This window comes from Labrenzia sp. OB1 (assembly GCF_001624695.1).
Lineage (GTDB): Bacteria > Pseudomonadota > Alphaproteobacteria > Rhizobiales > Stappiaceae > Roseibium.
Map to the genome: position 1 here is coordinate 84,267 of NZ_JSEP01000006.1, position 15,133 is coordinate 99,399.

Genomic DNA, 15,133 nt, shown 5'->3' on the forward strand with positions numbered 1-15,133 from the left:
AGTACCGCGGATGTTCCAATCTGCTCATAACGCGACCTCACCAACAGCGCCGTTCCGCCGCCCCGCGTCCCAGGTCATGCAGCTTGAACGGATGGGATGCAGTCACCCCACCCGCCTGTCTTTCCTGCGCACAATGTTGCGCCGGTTGCATCGTGAAAACTGGACAGTGGACCGCCCCGTTTGGGACGTCGATGATACAGGCAGCGGCCATGCCGTTTACCGCACCCGATGCGGCGGCCGCACATACAGCCTCGTGGCTTTTGCTCATGACCTGCCCGACGACATGCGTTCTGACCGGGTGATTGCCACCGCCTGGGATGCGACCTTTACCCTGTTTGACGGTGAACCGACACTTGCCGATATCGCCCGCCTGCGCGACAACGTCCCAATTCAAGAAGCTGGCCGGATCAGCACGCGTGAACTGACGCTGGCACGCGCCAACCGGTCCGTTCGCCTGTTTCACCATGTGGTTGACGCTCTGTCCCAAGGCCGTCAGCCTGACCCAGCCGAAATCGCGGACATCGGATATCTGATGCGCACGACCGCCGTTTACGGTTCAGGGAAATTCGGGGCTGCGGACCGCTCTGACATTGCTGACCGCCCTGAATTGGCGGCCCCTTTTCAGGTCGAAATGCTGACTGTCTGGCTGATACGTGCCTTTACCGTCGATATTGCGGAACACATGGCGATGGTCAAAGGAGGCAATCGCGCCATTAGCCTTGATCGCAACCTGCGCCGCACCCTTGGTGTCGGCAATTCGACAGGCCTGGGAATGGCACCTTTTATTGTGCGCCATCCCGTTTTGCTGAACAATTGGATGATGGCCCGTGAGGAAGCTTTGGCACGCGTGCGTGCACAGGCAGGAGCGACACAATCAACCATCGCCGGACTGCGAGTGGCCCTTGATACCACCATCCAAAACGCCGCCTGCTGGACATCCAGACATCCCGTGCAAGTGCCAAAACTCGCAGACCTGCGCACTGATGTGCGCCTGTTGTCCGATACGGTCAAGGCTTGGGATTTCGATCAACCGCACCCATGGGATGCGCTCTGGCGCTGGGGGCAAGATGCCTTGTCATGCGAGGGACAGGAAGCGCTTCTGTCGGTGATGCTGGAACCCCACGGCGATCTGGTGGACGACCTCGCCGACTGCATGGGTGCGGATGAGGCACCATCTTTTTGCATCAATGGCGCGATGCGCGTGAGTGAGTTGCGCGCGATCCTGGAACAACACTACGGGTGGGCGCTTTCGATCGACTTTACGACACCCGAAAATATTGCGCGCTTCTGGTACGTATCAGAAGAAAAGCTTGAGCCGCGGCTGGGCGAAAGAGCAACCGAAGACGGGGCGACACTGGAACAGCCATTGTGCATCGCCCGCCTCGCCGCCGAGTTGGACGACACCTTGCGGGACCGTGACGGCGACGAAGCTGTCGCCGCTATCCTGCTTGCTCACCCCGAACATCGCTATGTGATAAGGCGGGTTCAAATCGCGCAGAACCATCCCTATGCGGAAGTTCAGGACAACCTGATTGCCGCAGCGATGTTGCCCATCGATCTGCTGCGCTGCAAGTTGTCATTCTTCGGTGCGACACGGTTTGATCCGAGATCAGACCGCTGGGTCCGCATCAATTTGTTCCAAGGCACACCGTTCCCTGATGAAATCGGTCTGGAAGGTATGCAATGACGATCGCACCACACGATCAAACGCGCGGGGATTCCGCGCAGTTCATTGAATTCGGTCAGTCGGCGTCCCTTTCGCGCAACGAAGTCGCATCCCTTTGCATGAAGGCCGCGCGCGGCGCCGGACTGAGTTGGGGACTGGCCGAAGAGGCTGGCTTCGCTGCGGAATGGCTGGTTCACCATGGCATCGACGGGCCCAGTCATCTCTATGCCCATCTCGACCAGGCGCAGGGCCGTGCATGGTGCGATCTGTGCCCGACGGTGACACCGGGAGAGTGGCGGGCACCGGCGGGCTACGCACTTTGTCCAATCGCTCTTGGGGCGACGCTTTGCGACTACGCAGGACTGCCCGAAGGGATCAAGGTCGGATCATCGCTGAAGATCGGCACGGTGGATCACCCCGTTCTCCTGATCCCGTTTCTCGCAGGAATTGCCGTATCAAACGATATCCTGTTTGACATCGAGTGGGCAGGTGGAACGGCAAGTCTTGAAGGTGGACACGAGGCACTCATGCAAGCCGTATCCGTGCTTGGCGGACAGCGGGTGCCCATCAAGCTGACCGCACGGTTCGGCAAACCACAGGCCGCGAAAGGCGGCAAGGCTCTCAGCATCTCGGCGGAGACCATCGCAGCGCTCAATTCTCTGGCGATGCGCACAACAGTTCCCTCATCCGAAAGCTCCCGTGCGGGAGCTGGATCAACAACAACCGACAACGATTGAAAAAGGACGCAATGATGCCCTTGAAGCGCCTGAACCCCGGCCCCCGCATGAGCCAAGCTGTTTGCATTGGTGACATCGCTTTTCTTGCAGGACAGGTCCCTGATGATCTCGGAGCTGACATTACAGAGCAAACCGAGCAGGTTCTGACCAAAATGGACGCTGTCATCAAAGAGTTGGGTGCCGACAAGGCTGACATTGCGTCTGTTCAAGTCTGGCTTGCCGACATGGCGGACTTCCAGGGCATGAACGACGTCTGGGACAAGTGGGTCGACCGTCATGCCCCACCCGCCCGCGCAACCGGCGGCGTCGCCTTGGCCCGGCCGGGAATGCGGGTAGAAATGATTGCGGTCGTCGCGATGCCAAAATCCGTCTGAACTTTTCAATGCGGAATGACAGTCTTGGAGCCTTGTGAACCAGCTCCTCCATCATGGGGCGACGGAGAAGAGCGGACGCTTGCGGATATCGTATGTTTCTGGTTCCAACACCAACGCGAATGCCTTGTTCCGGTTTTGGTGCGCCCAGCGTTTCGTATTTCTCGCCAGGTTGCAGCACTTGGCGAGAGCGAAACGTTTACACACGGTCCTCCACCGCGTATCGGGAAAGTGCGCTGAAATCATGGCTGCGCAAGGGTATCCGGGTCAGGCCTGCCGCGCGATCAGCAGGATTCCATGGGCCACAAGCGCCGGTTTCTCGCTGGCCTGAAGTTCGATGGTCGAGCGCAGTTCAATGCGGGCTCCGGTTCCTTTCTCGGTGGCGCCGATGACCTGCTGGCGCAAGCGAATGTTCGAGCCGACGGGCACCGGTGCGGTGAAACGGATGGTCTCGTAACCGTAGTTCAGGCCTGCGCCGCGCCTTTTGATGCGGAAAAGCTGGCGCTGCAGACGGGGGATCAATCCCAGCAGGAAGAGCCCGTGCGCGATCGTGCGGCCATCCGGTTGCTCGCGCAGGGCGCGTGCCACGTCGACATGGATCCAGTGGTCGTCGCCGGTCAACTCGGCATAGCCATCGATCTGCTGCTGCGTGATCTCCACCCAGTCCGTCACACCGAGGTCAGCCCCTGCGTGACGCGCGAAGTCCAATGGTTCGGACAGCTCCAGCATAGCGATCTACTCCCTTTGGCCCAAAGTGTGCACGGCCATTAAAATCATTGAATCATAATTATATTTTTTATGAGCCGCAGGCAATCGACCCGGCTTCGAAAGACAACACCTGCAACGAGACGGGTCGCGATTTCCGCTTTGCCGACCAGCGACGCGCAAAAGTAAAATCAATATAAAGTCATATAATTGACTTTTATAATTCCGCCGCTTAGCCTTGGAACCGCCCTGGCGCCCGACCAGGCGCCACGCCGTTCACCGCCCGAACGCGCAATCGCCGCGTTTCCAGCCGAGGCCAGCCCGCCGCCATGCCAATAACCGACGACATGATCATCGAAGCTACCGGGGAACTTTATTCCCGGTCGCTCAGAAAAGTTCCCGAAGATGCGAAGGCAGCCCTGGCCGCCGCCATGGAGACGGAATCGAACGAAACCGCGCGGCAGACCCTCAAGCTTCAGCTCAAAAGCGCCGAAATGTCCGAAAACAAGGATACATTCGTGTGCTCAGACAGCGGCGTGCCGGTCTATTTCGTCAAGGTGGGCAGCAAGGCGGAGCTTGCATGCGACTTCAAGGCCTCGATCCGGAAGGGCTATGAAGTCCTCGTGGAGACCATCGAGCCGCCTCTGCTGAAACATGTCACCAACCCGATTACCCTGGAACGCGGGTATCACGGCAAGGACATGCCGATCGTTTCCTATGATTTCGAGAGCGGCGCCGATTATGTCGAGATGGTGTGCTCACCCAAGGCGCTCGGGTCTGGCCGCTGGGCGGCATTGGAACTCTTCACCTTTCCCACTCTCGAACAGATCGAGACCTACATCCTGGATGTCGCGATCAAGGCCGGGGCTCAGCATTGCCCGCCTGTCCTCATGGGCGTCGGCATCGGCGGAACCTTCGACCATTGCGCGGGCCTTGCCAAGAAACAGACCCTGCGGCCAATCGGCGAGAAGAACCCGGACCCGGTGCTGGCGGAGATGGAGGCCAGGCTGACGAAGGCGATCAACGGGCTTGGCTTCGGGCCGATGGGCACTGGCGGCGACACAACAGTCCTGGGCGTGCATGTGGATTTTTCGAGCGGACACGGTTTTACCCCCGTCGCCGTGTGCTTCAACTGCTGGATCAACCGCCGCGCCCGCGTGCGGATCTGGGGAGACGGACGCATGGAGTGGTCGGAATGAGCGTGACGGAGCATGACCTGACCCTGCCCCTCAGCCAGGAGGCGGCGCAAAAGCTGAAGCTGGGCGACTTCGTCTATCTGACGGGGGAAATCTTCGCCACCGCGGGCCTTCCGACCCATGACCGGCTGCTGAAGTGCCTGGAGGGCGCCGAACCCTTGCCGTTCGACATGAGCGGGAGCGCGCTCTTTCATCTTGGCAGCCTGAATGAGGAAGCCGAGGACGGCACGCTCAGCATTGTCTACATGAACCCGACGACGAGCACCCGCTTCAACGCACATATGCCCCGCCTCATCCCAGGGCTTGGCCTGCGCGCAACCGGCGGCAAGGGCGGGCTGGACGCAACATGCGCGCGCGCCATGGCTGAGAGCGGCTGCGTCTATCTGTCATTCCTCGGCGGCGGCGCACCGATCATCACGGCGGGGATCCGCAAGGTCACCGGGATCGGCTGGCCGGAAATGATTTCGCATTACCGGATCGCCCGGATCGAGGTCGAACGCCTCGGCCCCCTGACCGTCGGGATCGATGCACGAGGCAACAGCATTTACGACCGGACTTCAAAAGCATCGCTCGAAAAGCGGGCGGCGATACTGGAGGGGATGCGCGCCGAGCGCGACAGCTTCGAGGCCTGAAGGGGCTGCCATGCAGTACCTGCCGCTGGGAAGCCCGTGCAAAACGTGACGAAAGGTGCGTTCAGTGCTCGCGCCCTGGAGATCGCCGCCGCCCCACACATGAGCTCCGGGTAAGAAAAAACTTGCGCCGCCCCTGAAAAGAGTTAAAAACTATATTACTAGCTTTATGAAGTCGCTCTGGAATTGAGAGGCTATTATCGGGCTTGAACTGGGAGGTTTACCATATGCCGAGATTTCACTGGAACAACATCCGCCGCTCGCTTGCCGCGAGTGTCATCGGGGGGCTTGCGGTCGTTTCCGCAGGGACCGCCATCGCCGAGGATTACCCGACCCAGCCGATCACGCTGGTTGTCGGCTTCCCACCGGGGGGATCGACCGACGTTGTCGCGCGTATCCTTGCCGGGCACATGTCCACGAGCCTGGGACAGCCTGTTCTGGTCGAAAACCGGCCGGGCGCGGGTGGAACAGTCGGCATTTCGCACGTCGCCAATTCTGATCCCGATGGCTATACGCTGGGTGTCAGCGGCGTCGGCGCATCGATCCTGATCGATGCCCTGGGCCGCGATTCTGGCTATGACATCGACAACGACCTTGACGTGATCGGCGTCATGGGGACCCTCGGCCTCGTTATCGCGGGCCGCAACGGACTTGAGGCGCAAACGCTGCCGGAACTGATGGAATTCGCCAAGGCAAATCCGGAAGACCTGACCTATGGCAGTTCCGGAGTTGGAACACCGGGTCATCTGGCGATGGAATATCTGAAGAGCCTCGCCGGCGTGGAGATGCTGCACATTCCCTACAAGGGTAACACGCCGCTGTTGAATGACGTCGTGGGCGGCCATGTCGATATCGCCATGCTGACGACGCCAGGAGCGGCCGAGCACGTTCGCGCCGAAAACATTCAGCCCTTCGCCGTCTCCTCGCCCGAGCGGTCTTCTCTCATGCCCGATGTGCCGACGGTGATCGAAGGCGGCTTCGAAGGCTACACCGCGACGCTCTGGAACCTGCTGGTCGCGCCGAAAGGCACACCTGCCGATGTTCAGGCGAAACTGTCGGATGCGCTGAATGGTGCAATGAAGGATGTCCGCGTTGTCGGTGAATTCGCCACGAAAGGCCTGGCACCGACGATCACCACCCCGGAAGAGGCAACTCAGTTCCTCGTCGATGAACGAGCGAAATGGAAAGGTGTGATCGAAACTGCGGGTGTTCCGAAAAAATAGGAATAAAGTGGAGCGCGGCGGCCTTTTCCACCGCGCTCCGCACACCTGAATTCAGAGATCGCCATGAAAACCATTTCGCTTCGGCTCATCGTTGCCGTACTTCTGGCCGGAATCGGCCTGACTGCCCTCGTCATCGCATCGACCTATGACATCGGCTCGGCCCGCAGAATGGGTCCCGGTTACTTTCCAGTCGTTTTGTCCGCCGTCCTTGTTCTGCTTGCCGTGGCAGAAGGGGTGACCGCTTTCATGAAGCGTGCCCCCGAAAGCTCTTCTTCCAAAATCGATTGGCGGCCGTTGCTGGCCATCCTGGGTGCGGTCGCGGGATTTGCGGTCACAATCGCGCTGTTCGGCCTGATCCCGGCATTCTTCGTGGTCATCGGTCTCGCGACCCTTTCGGAGCCCCGTTATGGCTGGAAACCGGCTGCGATCCTCGCGATCATCACCTGTATCGGGGCCTGGTTGCTGTTCTCGCAGCTTCTGGGAATGACCCTGCCGCTCTTTCGCCTGGGATTTTAGCCGATATGATTGAGAACATTCTCCTGGGTTTCGCCACCGCGTTCACGCCTGAAAATCTGGCCTACTGCTTTCTCGGTGTCTTTCTCGGCACCTTCATCGGCGTCCTGCCCGGACTGGGCTCTCTCGCCGCGATCTCGATGCTGCTGCCGTTGACGTTCTATCTGGAGCCGACAACAGCCCTGATCATGCTGGGCGGGATCTATTACGGCGGCGAGTATGGCGGCTCCATCGCCTCGATCCTCCTGAACCTGCCGGGCACCCCGTCGGCCGCGGTGACCTGTCTCGACGGCAATCCGATGGCCAAGCAGGGCCGTGCCGGGGTCGCGCTGTTCATCACTGCGATCGCATCCTTCGTCGGCGGCTCTGTCGGCATCGTGGCGCTCATGGGATTTGGTCCGTCCATCGCCAGGCTGGGCCTTGGCTTCAGCCCAGCCGATTATTTCGCGCTCATGCTGCTGGGGCTCGTGGCCGCCGTGACAGTCGGCGGCGGTTCCGTGATCAAGGGCCTCATCATGGTTGTGCTGGGCCTGCTGCTCGGCACGGTCGGCACCGACGTTACAACCGGCGATTTCCGCTACACATTCGACTTTCTGGAGCTGCGCGACGGGGTCAGCCTGGTCGCCATGGCGATGGGTGTCTTCGGTGTCTCGGAAGTCATCAGCTCGATCACAGGCTCGAAAACCCGGAAGATCTCGGAAAAGGTCACCGCGCGCAGCATGATGCCGACCCGCCAGGACCTCCGTAAAATCTTCGGACCGATGGCCCGCGGCAGTACCATCGGCGGGTTCCTGGGCGCGCTTCCGGGAGCGGGAACGGTAATCGCGGCATTCATGGCCTATGCGACGGAAATCCGTCTCGCAAAAGACAAGACGCGTTTCGGCAAAGGCGCCATCGAAGGCATCGCCGCCCCTGAATCCGCCAACAACGCCGCCGCCCAGACTGCCTTCATCCCTACGCTGACAATCGGCATTCCAGGCAGCGCCACCATGTCGATCATGCTGGGTGCGCTGATGATCCACGGCATCTCGCCCGGCCCGCTGCTGATTTCCGATCATCCGACCGTGTTCTGGGGTTTGATTGCCAGTTTCTGGATCGGCAACCTGTTTCTGCTGGTCCTCAATATTCCGCTGATCGGCCTTTGGGTACGCGTTCTGCAGTTCCCCTACAAATACATTTACCCGGTGGTTATCGCGCTGATATGCATCGGCGTCTTTTCGATGCGCACCAGCGTTTTCGATGTCAGTCTGGTGGTGATTTTCGGCGCTCTGGGCTACCTGTTTCAGAGAACGGGCTATTCTCCGGCACCGCTCATTCTCGGCTTCGTCCTTGGCCCGATGCTGGAGGAAAACCTGCGCCGTGCGATGCTCATGGCGCGAGGGGATCCGATGCGGCTGATCTCCGATCCGCTGACCGGATCTCTACTGGCCATTTCAGCACTGATGCTGGTCTGGGCCGTGTTTGGCGGGATCAGAAGTCTGATCGCGGCGCGCCGGAAGGGCCGGGTGTTCCGCCATAGGCGAGGGCTAAGGTGCTGGCCCCTTCCGCCGGGTTGACGGGCTGACGGGCTGCACCAAACAGCATGGCGCTTCCTGCAGAAGGCCGGCCAGTCCGGGCAACGCACCCCTCCCCGGCCCGAGGAGCCAAATCCAGCGGGCCCATCTCATAAGGCTTAGAGCACTCTTCATCTACATATCGGACAACTAAAAATAAAATTGATAAGTTATAATTATGATTTTTATCTTGAGCAAGCCGCCCTGCGGCAGCTACCCTGAAGACAGCGATCGGCGAGGAGGAACGTGATGGCCGGAACACTCAGTCATATCCGGGTTCTGGATTTGAGCCGTGTTTTCGCCGGCCCGTGGGCGGCCCAGATGCTGGCGGACTTCGGGGCCGATGTCGTCAAGGTGGAGCATGTGAAGGGCGGAGACGACGTGCGCCGCATGGGTGTGCCGCATCTTGGCGCCGACGGTGAACCCACGGGTGAAACGTCTTCCTTCCTGGCCATGAACCGGGGCAAGCGGTCCCTCGCTCTGGATCTTTCCAAGCCCGAAGGCCAGGAGATCGCCCGCCGGCTGATCGCCGATGCGGATGTTCTGATCGAAAACTTCAAGACCGGCACGCTTGCGCGTTTCGGACTGGATTTCGAAACCGTCGCCAAGCTCAATCCGAAGCTGGTCTATTGCTCGATCACGGGGTTCGGACAGACTGGACCGATGAAACACTTGCCGGGCTACGATCCGATATTCCAGGCGATGAGCGGATTGCTCAGCATGACCGGCGCGGGCGACGGTGAGCCCGGCGCGGGCCCTGCCCTTGTCGGCTATTCGATCTCCGACATCACCGCCGGGCAATACGCGGTCTCGGCCATACTCGCGGCATTGACCCACCGCGACGCGGTGTCCGGTGAAGGGCAGTTCATCGACATCGCCCTTCTGGATACGCAGATCCACGCCGCATCGCACATGGCGATGAACTACCTGTCCTCGGGCACGCTGCCGCGCCGCAACGGCACCGCCTCGCAGATCACCTGCCCCTGGCAGGTTTTCGACTGCGCTGATCGTCCGATCATGATCGCCATCGGAAACGACCCGCAATTCGCCCGTTTCGCGGCTTATCTGGGCCTTGAAGGCATTGCCGGGGACACGCGGTTTTCCACCAATCTCGCCCGCGTCCAGAATGCCGATATCCTGGTGCCGATGATCGCCGAAAAGCTCTCAGGGAAGCAGGCGGACACCTGTTATGCGGAGCTGGAAGCCATCGGCATTCCCGCCGGCCCACTCAACACCTTCGACGACGTCTTCCGGATGGAGCAGGTCGAGGCACGCGGCCTGTTGCAGGAAATGCAGCATGAAGCGGCCGGGCGTGTGCGCTACGTCGCCAACCCGGTCAGGTTTTCCGGGTCGAATGCCGCCAATGCGGTGCCCCCTCCCCGCTTCGCCGAACATACAGACGAAATCCTGGCCGGGCTCGGCTTCGACGCCTTGCGGATCGCAGCTCTGCGCGACGCCGGCATCGTGAAATAGAGGCATTCATGAGCGAATCGGACACAGAAGACTGGCAGGAAAACGCGCGGATGATCGTCGACAGCGCCCGCGCTATCGTCCCGGCGGACGGCTCCCTCAGCCGTGTGCGCAAGGCCCGGTTTCACGGTTCCGGGTTTGACCGGGAGGTGATGCGCCAGGCCGCAGACCTCGGCTGGATGCTGATGCGGGTGGAGGAAGACGCGGGCGGACTGGGCCTTGGCATGCGCGAGACCTGCGCGTTGATGGAAGTTCTTGGCGGCGGGCTGGTGCCCGAGCCGGTCCTGTCTTCCCTCATGGCGGCGGCCGTGCTGCAGGAAAGGCTGCCCGAGGCTGTCCTGACCGGAGAGGCGGTGATCGTGACCGCCTGGCAGGACAAGGTCGGCGCGCAAGACTGGCGCGGCGGCGCGTCCGGCGGCCGGCTGCTGGGACGGAAATACAATGTTCCGGGCGCCGCGGACGCGGATTTCTTCGCGGTTGTCACCGGCGGCGGCGTCGCCGTGGTTCCACGCGGCGCGGAGGGGTTGACCGTAACCAGCGAGGAAACGCTGGACGGCGGCCGAACCGGTCTCTTGACCTTCGACGGCGTCGAAGCGGAGTTTCTCCCCTGCGAGCGGGTCGAGCAGGTTCTTCAGGATGCCCGGCTTGCCCATTCCGCCTATCTGCTGGGTTTATCCGAGCGCGCACTTACAATCACGCTGGATTACCTGCGGGTGCGCAAACAGTTCGACAAGCCGATCGGCAGCTTCCAGTCGCTGCAGCACCGGGCAACCGAAATGAAGATACGCCTGGAGCTGGCCCGCGCGGCGATTTCCGCCACCGCGCGCCGTTTCGATACGGGTGCCGACGAGCGGACCCGCTCCCGGGACGCGGCCCGCTGCAAGCTGCGCGCCGGCGAGCTGGCGATGCTGGTCGCGCGCGAGGCGGTGCAGATGCATGGCGCCATGGGGATTACCGACGAGGCCGACATCGGCTTGTTCGTGCGCAAGGCGATAAGCGAGGCCAACCTGTTCGGCGGTCCACGGCAGCAGCGCGCGAGCCTGGCCGCCCTGCTCGATCAGGAGGAGGCGGCATGATTTCCCTGCCCGATTACAACGCCATGAGCGACGCCGACTTCCGCCAGACGGTGCGCAGCTTCGTGGAGGAGAATTATCCTGATATCCCGCGCCACACCCTCAGCCGCCTGCACTGGGAAGATGTCAAGCCCTGGTACCTGATCCTGTCGAAGCATGGCTGGATCTGCCCCACCTGGCAGCGCGAGCACGGCGGCATGGGTTTGACCGCCGGCAAGCACCTGATCCTGATCGAGGAATTCGAACGCTACGGCTGCGCCCGGGTCAATGATATCGGTCCGGTCATGCTGGGGCCGCTTTTGCTGAAATACGGCACGCAAGCGCAGAAGGCGTTTTTCCTGCCGAGGATCCTTTCGGGCGAACACATCTGGGCGCAGGGTTACAGCGAGCCGGGTGCCGGATCGGACCTGGCGGCGGTGCGCTGCGAGGCCGTCCTGGACGGCCGTGACTGGGTGATCAACGGCCAGAAGACCTGGACCACGCTGGGCATGGACGCCAACTGGATCTTCATCCTTGTCCGCACCGACAAGACCGTCCGGAAACAGGCAGGGATCAGCTTTCTGCTCGTGCCGATGGATGCGCCCGGCGTGACCATCCGCAACATCGAGAACCTGGAACTGGAAGCGGAATTCTGCGAAGTTTTCTTCGACGATGTCCGGGTTCCCGCCGATCACATCCTGGGTGAAGTCAATCAGGGTTGGACCGCCGCCAAGGCGCTCCTGGGTCATGAGCGGGTGTTCATCGGCGCACCGCGCCTTTCCGCCAGCGCGATGTCGCGGCTGAATCGGATCGCGCTGCGGGCCGGGGTCTGGGACGATCCGGTTTTCCGTGACCGTTACGTCGCCCTGCAATGCGATGTCCTGGACCTGACAGACCTCTTCGAAATCTACGTCGACAAGCTGCGCGGCGGTGAGGACATCGGCGCGGACGTGGCGATGCTGAAGATCTTCCAGAGCGAGCTCTACCAGCGCATTTCCGAGCTGATGATGGAGGTCGCGGAGGAGGACTCCGGCCTGCGCCATCCACCCGAAGGCGACAGGCAGCTTCACGCCGCCGCCACCTATCTTTCAGCCCGGCCCACAACGATTTTCGGTGGCTCAACCGAGATCATGCGCAACGTGCTGGCAAAGGCGGTTCTCGACCTGCCGAGCTAGCTTCGCAGACTGCCGAAACCCTGTATAAGTTATAAGATTGACTTTTTGTGTTTTATCACTACGGTTACAGGCAATCCCGGGTGCCCATGCAACGTCTGACCTTGCCGGGCTTCCCGCCCTGGCAGAGGTGATGAGAATGGTTTCCCTCAACAGATCTGCCTTCGCGGCAGGCGTGAAAGGTTACGAATGACCGGACAAATGACCGTTCCATTGCCCGGTGGCGGCCAGATCAACGCCCGGATCGACGGGCCGCAGGACGCGCCCCTGGTGGTGTTCTCCAACTCGGTCGCGACCGACCTTTCCATCTGGAAGAACCAGGTCGCAGCGCTTTCGGACCGGTACCGCGTGCTGTGCTACGACCAGCGCGGCCACGGCGCGTCAAGCGTTTCCCGGGGCCTCATGAGCTTCGACGATTACGGCGCCGACCTTCTGGCGCTTCTGGAGGCCTGTAACGTCACCACTTGCACATTCGTGGGATTGTCCATGGGTGCCCCCACCGGCCTTGCCGCCCTCACAGCGCGGCCCGAATTGTTCGGCGCTTTCGTGGTGGTTGACGGGGTTGCGCGGAGCGGGTCGGGACGCGAAGCATTCTGGACGGAGCGGCGTGCAACCGCCCGCTCCGAGGGAATGTCGAGAATCGCCTCCGACACAGTCGTCCGCTGGCTCCCCGGCGTCGATGCGGAAGCGCAGAATGCACAGGTCCTTTCCGTCATGATCGCCGCGACGCCCGTGGAGGGCTACGCCGCCGCCACCCAGGCTCTGCAGAGTTACGACTACAGCGCGGTCCTGCCCTCTCTCACATGCCCGTTTCTCGGGATTGCAGGCGAGAAGGACGGGGCTATGCCCGAAACCATCCGTGCGCAGTTCGCCCCTGTGCCGAACGCGCAATTCGCGGAGATCCCCGGTGCGGGCCATGTGCCCAATTTCCAGGATCCCGATGCTTTCAATGCCGCGCTGCTTGCGTTTCTCGACGTGCACGCTGCGGCCGACAAATCCAAGGAGCCCCGTTGATGCCCGGCCCGCTTTCGCATGTACGTGTCCTCGACCTCAGCCGCATCATGGCAGGGCCGTGGTGCGGCCAGATCCTCGCGGACCTGGGGGCAGACGTCATCAAGGTTGAACGCCTCGGCGCGGGGGACGACACCCGGCGCTGGGGGCCGCCCTTCCTGAAGGACAGTGAAGGAAACCCCACGCAGGAAGCCGGCTATTACCTGTCGGTGAACCGGGGCAAACGCTCGGTGGAACTCGACCTGAAAAGCCAGGAGGGGCGTGACGCGGTGCGTGCGCTGGCGGCAAATAGCGACATCCTGCTGGAAAACTTCAAGACAGGCACTCTGGAGCGGATGGGCCTCGGCTACGAGGACTTGAAAGAGGTCAATCCGGGCCTCGTTTATTGTTCCGTCACAGGCTTCGGCCTGACAGGTCCCCAGGCCCAGGACGCAGCCTATGATTTCATGATCCAGGGCATGGGCGGACTGATGAGTGTCACCGGCGGACCTGATGACGAACCGGGCGGCGGTCCGCAGAAGGTCGGCGTGCCGATTGTCGACATCATGACCGGCATGTATGCCGCAATCGGCGTGCTGGCGGCTCTTTCGAACCGCGACAAGACCGGCAAGGGCGAGCATATAGACCTTGCGATGCTCGACGTATCGGCGGCCATGCTAGCGAACCAGGCGATGAACTTCCTGGTCTCCGGCCAGAAGCCGGTCCGCCGCGGGAACCGTCACCCGAATATCCAGCCGCAGAACGTTTATCCGGTCGCCGACGGCTTTATCGTGCTTGCGGTTGGCAACGACGGGCAGTTTCGCAAGTTCGCCGAGGTCATCGGCCATCCCGATCTGGCAGACGAGCCGAAATTCGCCACCAACGCCGCCCGGGTCGAGAACCTGGAAGAGCTTGAAGGCCTGCTGATCAAGGCGCTGGCTGGCCGGACAATCGCCCAGTGGTGCGAAGCCTTCGCAGCAGCAGGCGTGCCCTCCGGACCGATCAACACCATCGACCGTGTGTTCGAGGAACCGCAGATACAGCACCGCAAGATGCTGCGCGACATTCCGCACCCGCTGTCCGGCACCGTCAAACAGGTGGTCAGCCCGCTCAATTTCCGCAACGCGCCGCTCGCCTTCGACAAGGCGCCGCCGTTGCTGGGGGAACATACCGAAGAAGTGCTTTCGGCACTCGGACTGGGAGAGACGCAGTAATGAAGAATGGCCATGGCACACCTGTCGGCGGCGGACGGATCAGCTTTCCGACCCCCGAAACCATGACCGAAGCGCAGCGCGTGGTCTATGAGCAGATCGTGTCCGGTCCGCGCCGGACACTTGTCGGCCCCTTGCGCGCGGCGCTGCATAACCCGGAGCTGGCCGACCGCTGGCAGCGGCTCGGGCAGGTGCTGCGGTTCGAAACATCCCTGCCCACGCGCCTGTCGGAGTTGGCCATCCTCGTGACCGCGCGGCGCTGGAACAGCGGGCTGGAATGGACGATCCATGCCTCCGACGCCACCCGTGCCGGACTGGACGCCGATATCATCGACTCCATCCGTCTGGGAGAGGTGCCCGACTTCGGAGCGGATGCGGAAGGCAGCGAGGTCTATGCCTTCGCCGGACAGCTGGTGCAGAAGGGCGACGTGGAGCCAGGCACCTATGCCGGGATCGTTTCCCGTTGGGGTGAAGTCGGCGCGGTCGAACTGACAGCGGTCATCGGTTATTACTCCATGGTGGCGATGACGCTGAACGTCCACCGCATTCCCTTGCCGGAGGGCATGACCTCCTCGCTGCCCGTGGACCCCGGCAAGCTGGCCGAGATCCCGGGCACCGGCGCCTGAGGCTCAAAGCGGAGCACAC

15 protein-coding genes are annotated in these 15,133 nt (G+C 61.8%); 14 read left to right on the plus strand and 1 reads right to left on the minus strand.

The window, feature by feature from the left end; translation table 11 throughout:
• The first annotated feature begins 10 nt into the window (after positions 1-10).
• From OA90_RS09890 to OA90_RS09900, 3 genes are read left to right on the plus strand one after another with little or no spacing between them, the layout of a single operon-like run.
• Positions 11-1,687, plus strand: coding sequence for a hypothetical protein (locus OA90_RS09890; RefSeq protein ID WP_068410101.1), 1,677 nt, complete (start codon positions 11-13; stop codon positions 1,685-1,687).
• Positions 1,684-2,403 (plus strand): DUF3726 domain-containing protein, encoded by a 720-nt coding sequence (locus OA90_RS09895; protein WP_082836951.1) that lies wholly within the window; start codon positions 1,684-1,686, stop codon positions 2,401-2,403. Before OA90_RS09890 ends, OA90_RS09895 begins: the two co-directional genes overlap by 4 nt.
• Before the next feature lie 14 nt (positions 2,404-2,417).
• Positions 2,418-2,777, plus strand: a complete 360-nt coding sequence (locus OA90_RS09900; RefSeq protein ID WP_068410640.1) for a RidA family protein — start codon at positions 2,418-2,420, stop codon at positions 2,775-2,777.
• Between the two features lie 264 nt (positions 2,778-3,041).
• Here the strand turns inward: OA90_RS09900 and OA90_RS09905 are convergent, their stop codons facing one another.
• Complete coding sequence (locus OA90_RS09905) at positions 3,042-3,503, minus strand: MaoC family dehydratase (RefSeq protein WP_068410103.1); 462 nt, start codon at positions 3,501-3,503, stop codon at positions 3,042-3,044.
• A 305-nt stretch (positions 3,504-3,808) separates the two neighbouring features.
• Here OA90_RS09905 and OA90_RS09910 point away from each other — a divergent pair, with 305 nt between their 5' ends.
• The 11 genes from OA90_RS09910 to OA90_RS09960 all read left to right on the plus strand — a co-directional run bounded on the left by OA90_RS09910 (position 3,809) and on the right by OA90_RS09960 (position 15,114).
• Complete coding sequence (locus OA90_RS09910) at positions 3,809-4,678, plus strand: fumarate hydratase (RefSeq protein ID WP_068410106.1); 870 nt, start codon at positions 3,809-3,811, stop codon at positions 4,676-4,678.
• A complete protein-coding gene (locus OA90_RS09915; protein WP_068410109.1) occupies positions 4,675-5,307 on the plus strand; it encodes a fumarate hydratase C-terminal domain-containing protein in 633 nt (210 codons plus the stop codon). Before OA90_RS09910 ends, OA90_RS09915 begins: the two co-directional genes overlap by 4 nt.
• A gap of 224 nt (positions 5,308-5,531) precedes the next feature.
• Positions 5,532-6,527 (plus strand): tripartite tricarboxylate transporter substrate binding protein, encoded by a 996-nt coding sequence (locus tag OA90_RS09920; protein WP_068410112.1) that lies wholly within the window; start codon positions 5,532-5,534, stop codon positions 6,525-6,527.
• A 63-nt stretch (positions 6,528-6,590) separates the two neighbouring features.
• A complete protein-coding gene (locus OA90_RS09925; protein ID WP_068410124.1) occupies positions 6,591-7,043 on the plus strand; it encodes a tripartite tricarboxylate transporter TctB family protein in 453 nt (150 codons plus the stop codon).
• 5 nt (positions 7,044-7,048) lie between these two features.
• A complete protein-coding gene (locus tag OA90_RS09930; RefSeq protein WP_068410128.1) occupies positions 7,049-8,596 on the plus strand; it encodes a tripartite tricarboxylate transporter permease in 1,548 nt (515 codons plus the stop codon).
• A gap of 246 nt (positions 8,597-8,842) precedes the next feature.
• Positions 8,843-10,066: a CaiB/BaiF CoA-transferase family protein gene (locus OA90_RS09935; RefSeq protein WP_068410132.1), complete on the plus strand. Its 1,224-nt coding sequence runs from the start codon at positions 8,843-8,845 to the stop codon at positions 10,064-10,066.
• 8 nt (positions 10,067-10,074) lie between these two features.
• Positions 10,075-11,139, plus strand: coding sequence for an acyl-CoA dehydrogenase family protein (locus OA90_RS09940; RefSeq protein WP_068410136.1), 1,065 nt, complete (start codon positions 10,075-10,077; stop codon positions 11,137-11,139).
• Positions 11,136-12,290 carry an acyl-CoA dehydrogenase family protein gene (locus OA90_RS09945; RefSeq protein ID WP_156510449.1) on the plus strand — a complete coding sequence of 385 codons (1,155 nt, stop codon included), beginning with the start codon at positions 11,136-11,138 and terminating at the stop codon, positions 12,288-12,290. Before OA90_RS09940 ends, OA90_RS09945 begins: the two co-directional genes overlap by 4 nt.
• A gap of 186 nt (positions 12,291-12,476) precedes the next feature.
• Complete coding sequence (locus tag OA90_RS09950) at positions 12,477-13,301, plus strand: alpha/beta hydrolase (RefSeq protein WP_068410140.1); 825 nt, start codon at positions 12,477-12,479, stop codon at positions 13,299-13,301.
• Positions 13,301-14,491: a CaiB/BaiF CoA-transferase family protein gene (locus OA90_RS09955; RefSeq protein ID WP_068410143.1), complete on the plus strand. Its 1,191-nt coding sequence runs from the start codon at positions 13,301-13,303 to the stop codon at positions 14,489-14,491. The genes OA90_RS09950 and OA90_RS09955 overlap by 1 nt, the downstream gene beginning before the upstream one ends.
• Positions 14,491-15,114: a carboxymuconolactone decarboxylase family protein gene (locus OA90_RS09960; protein ID WP_068410147.1), complete on the plus strand. Its 624-nt coding sequence runs from the start codon at positions 14,491-14,493 to the stop codon at positions 15,112-15,114. Before OA90_RS09955 ends, OA90_RS09960 begins: the two co-directional genes overlap by 1 nt.
• The last annotated feature ends 19 nt before the right edge of the window (positions 15,115-15,133 follow it).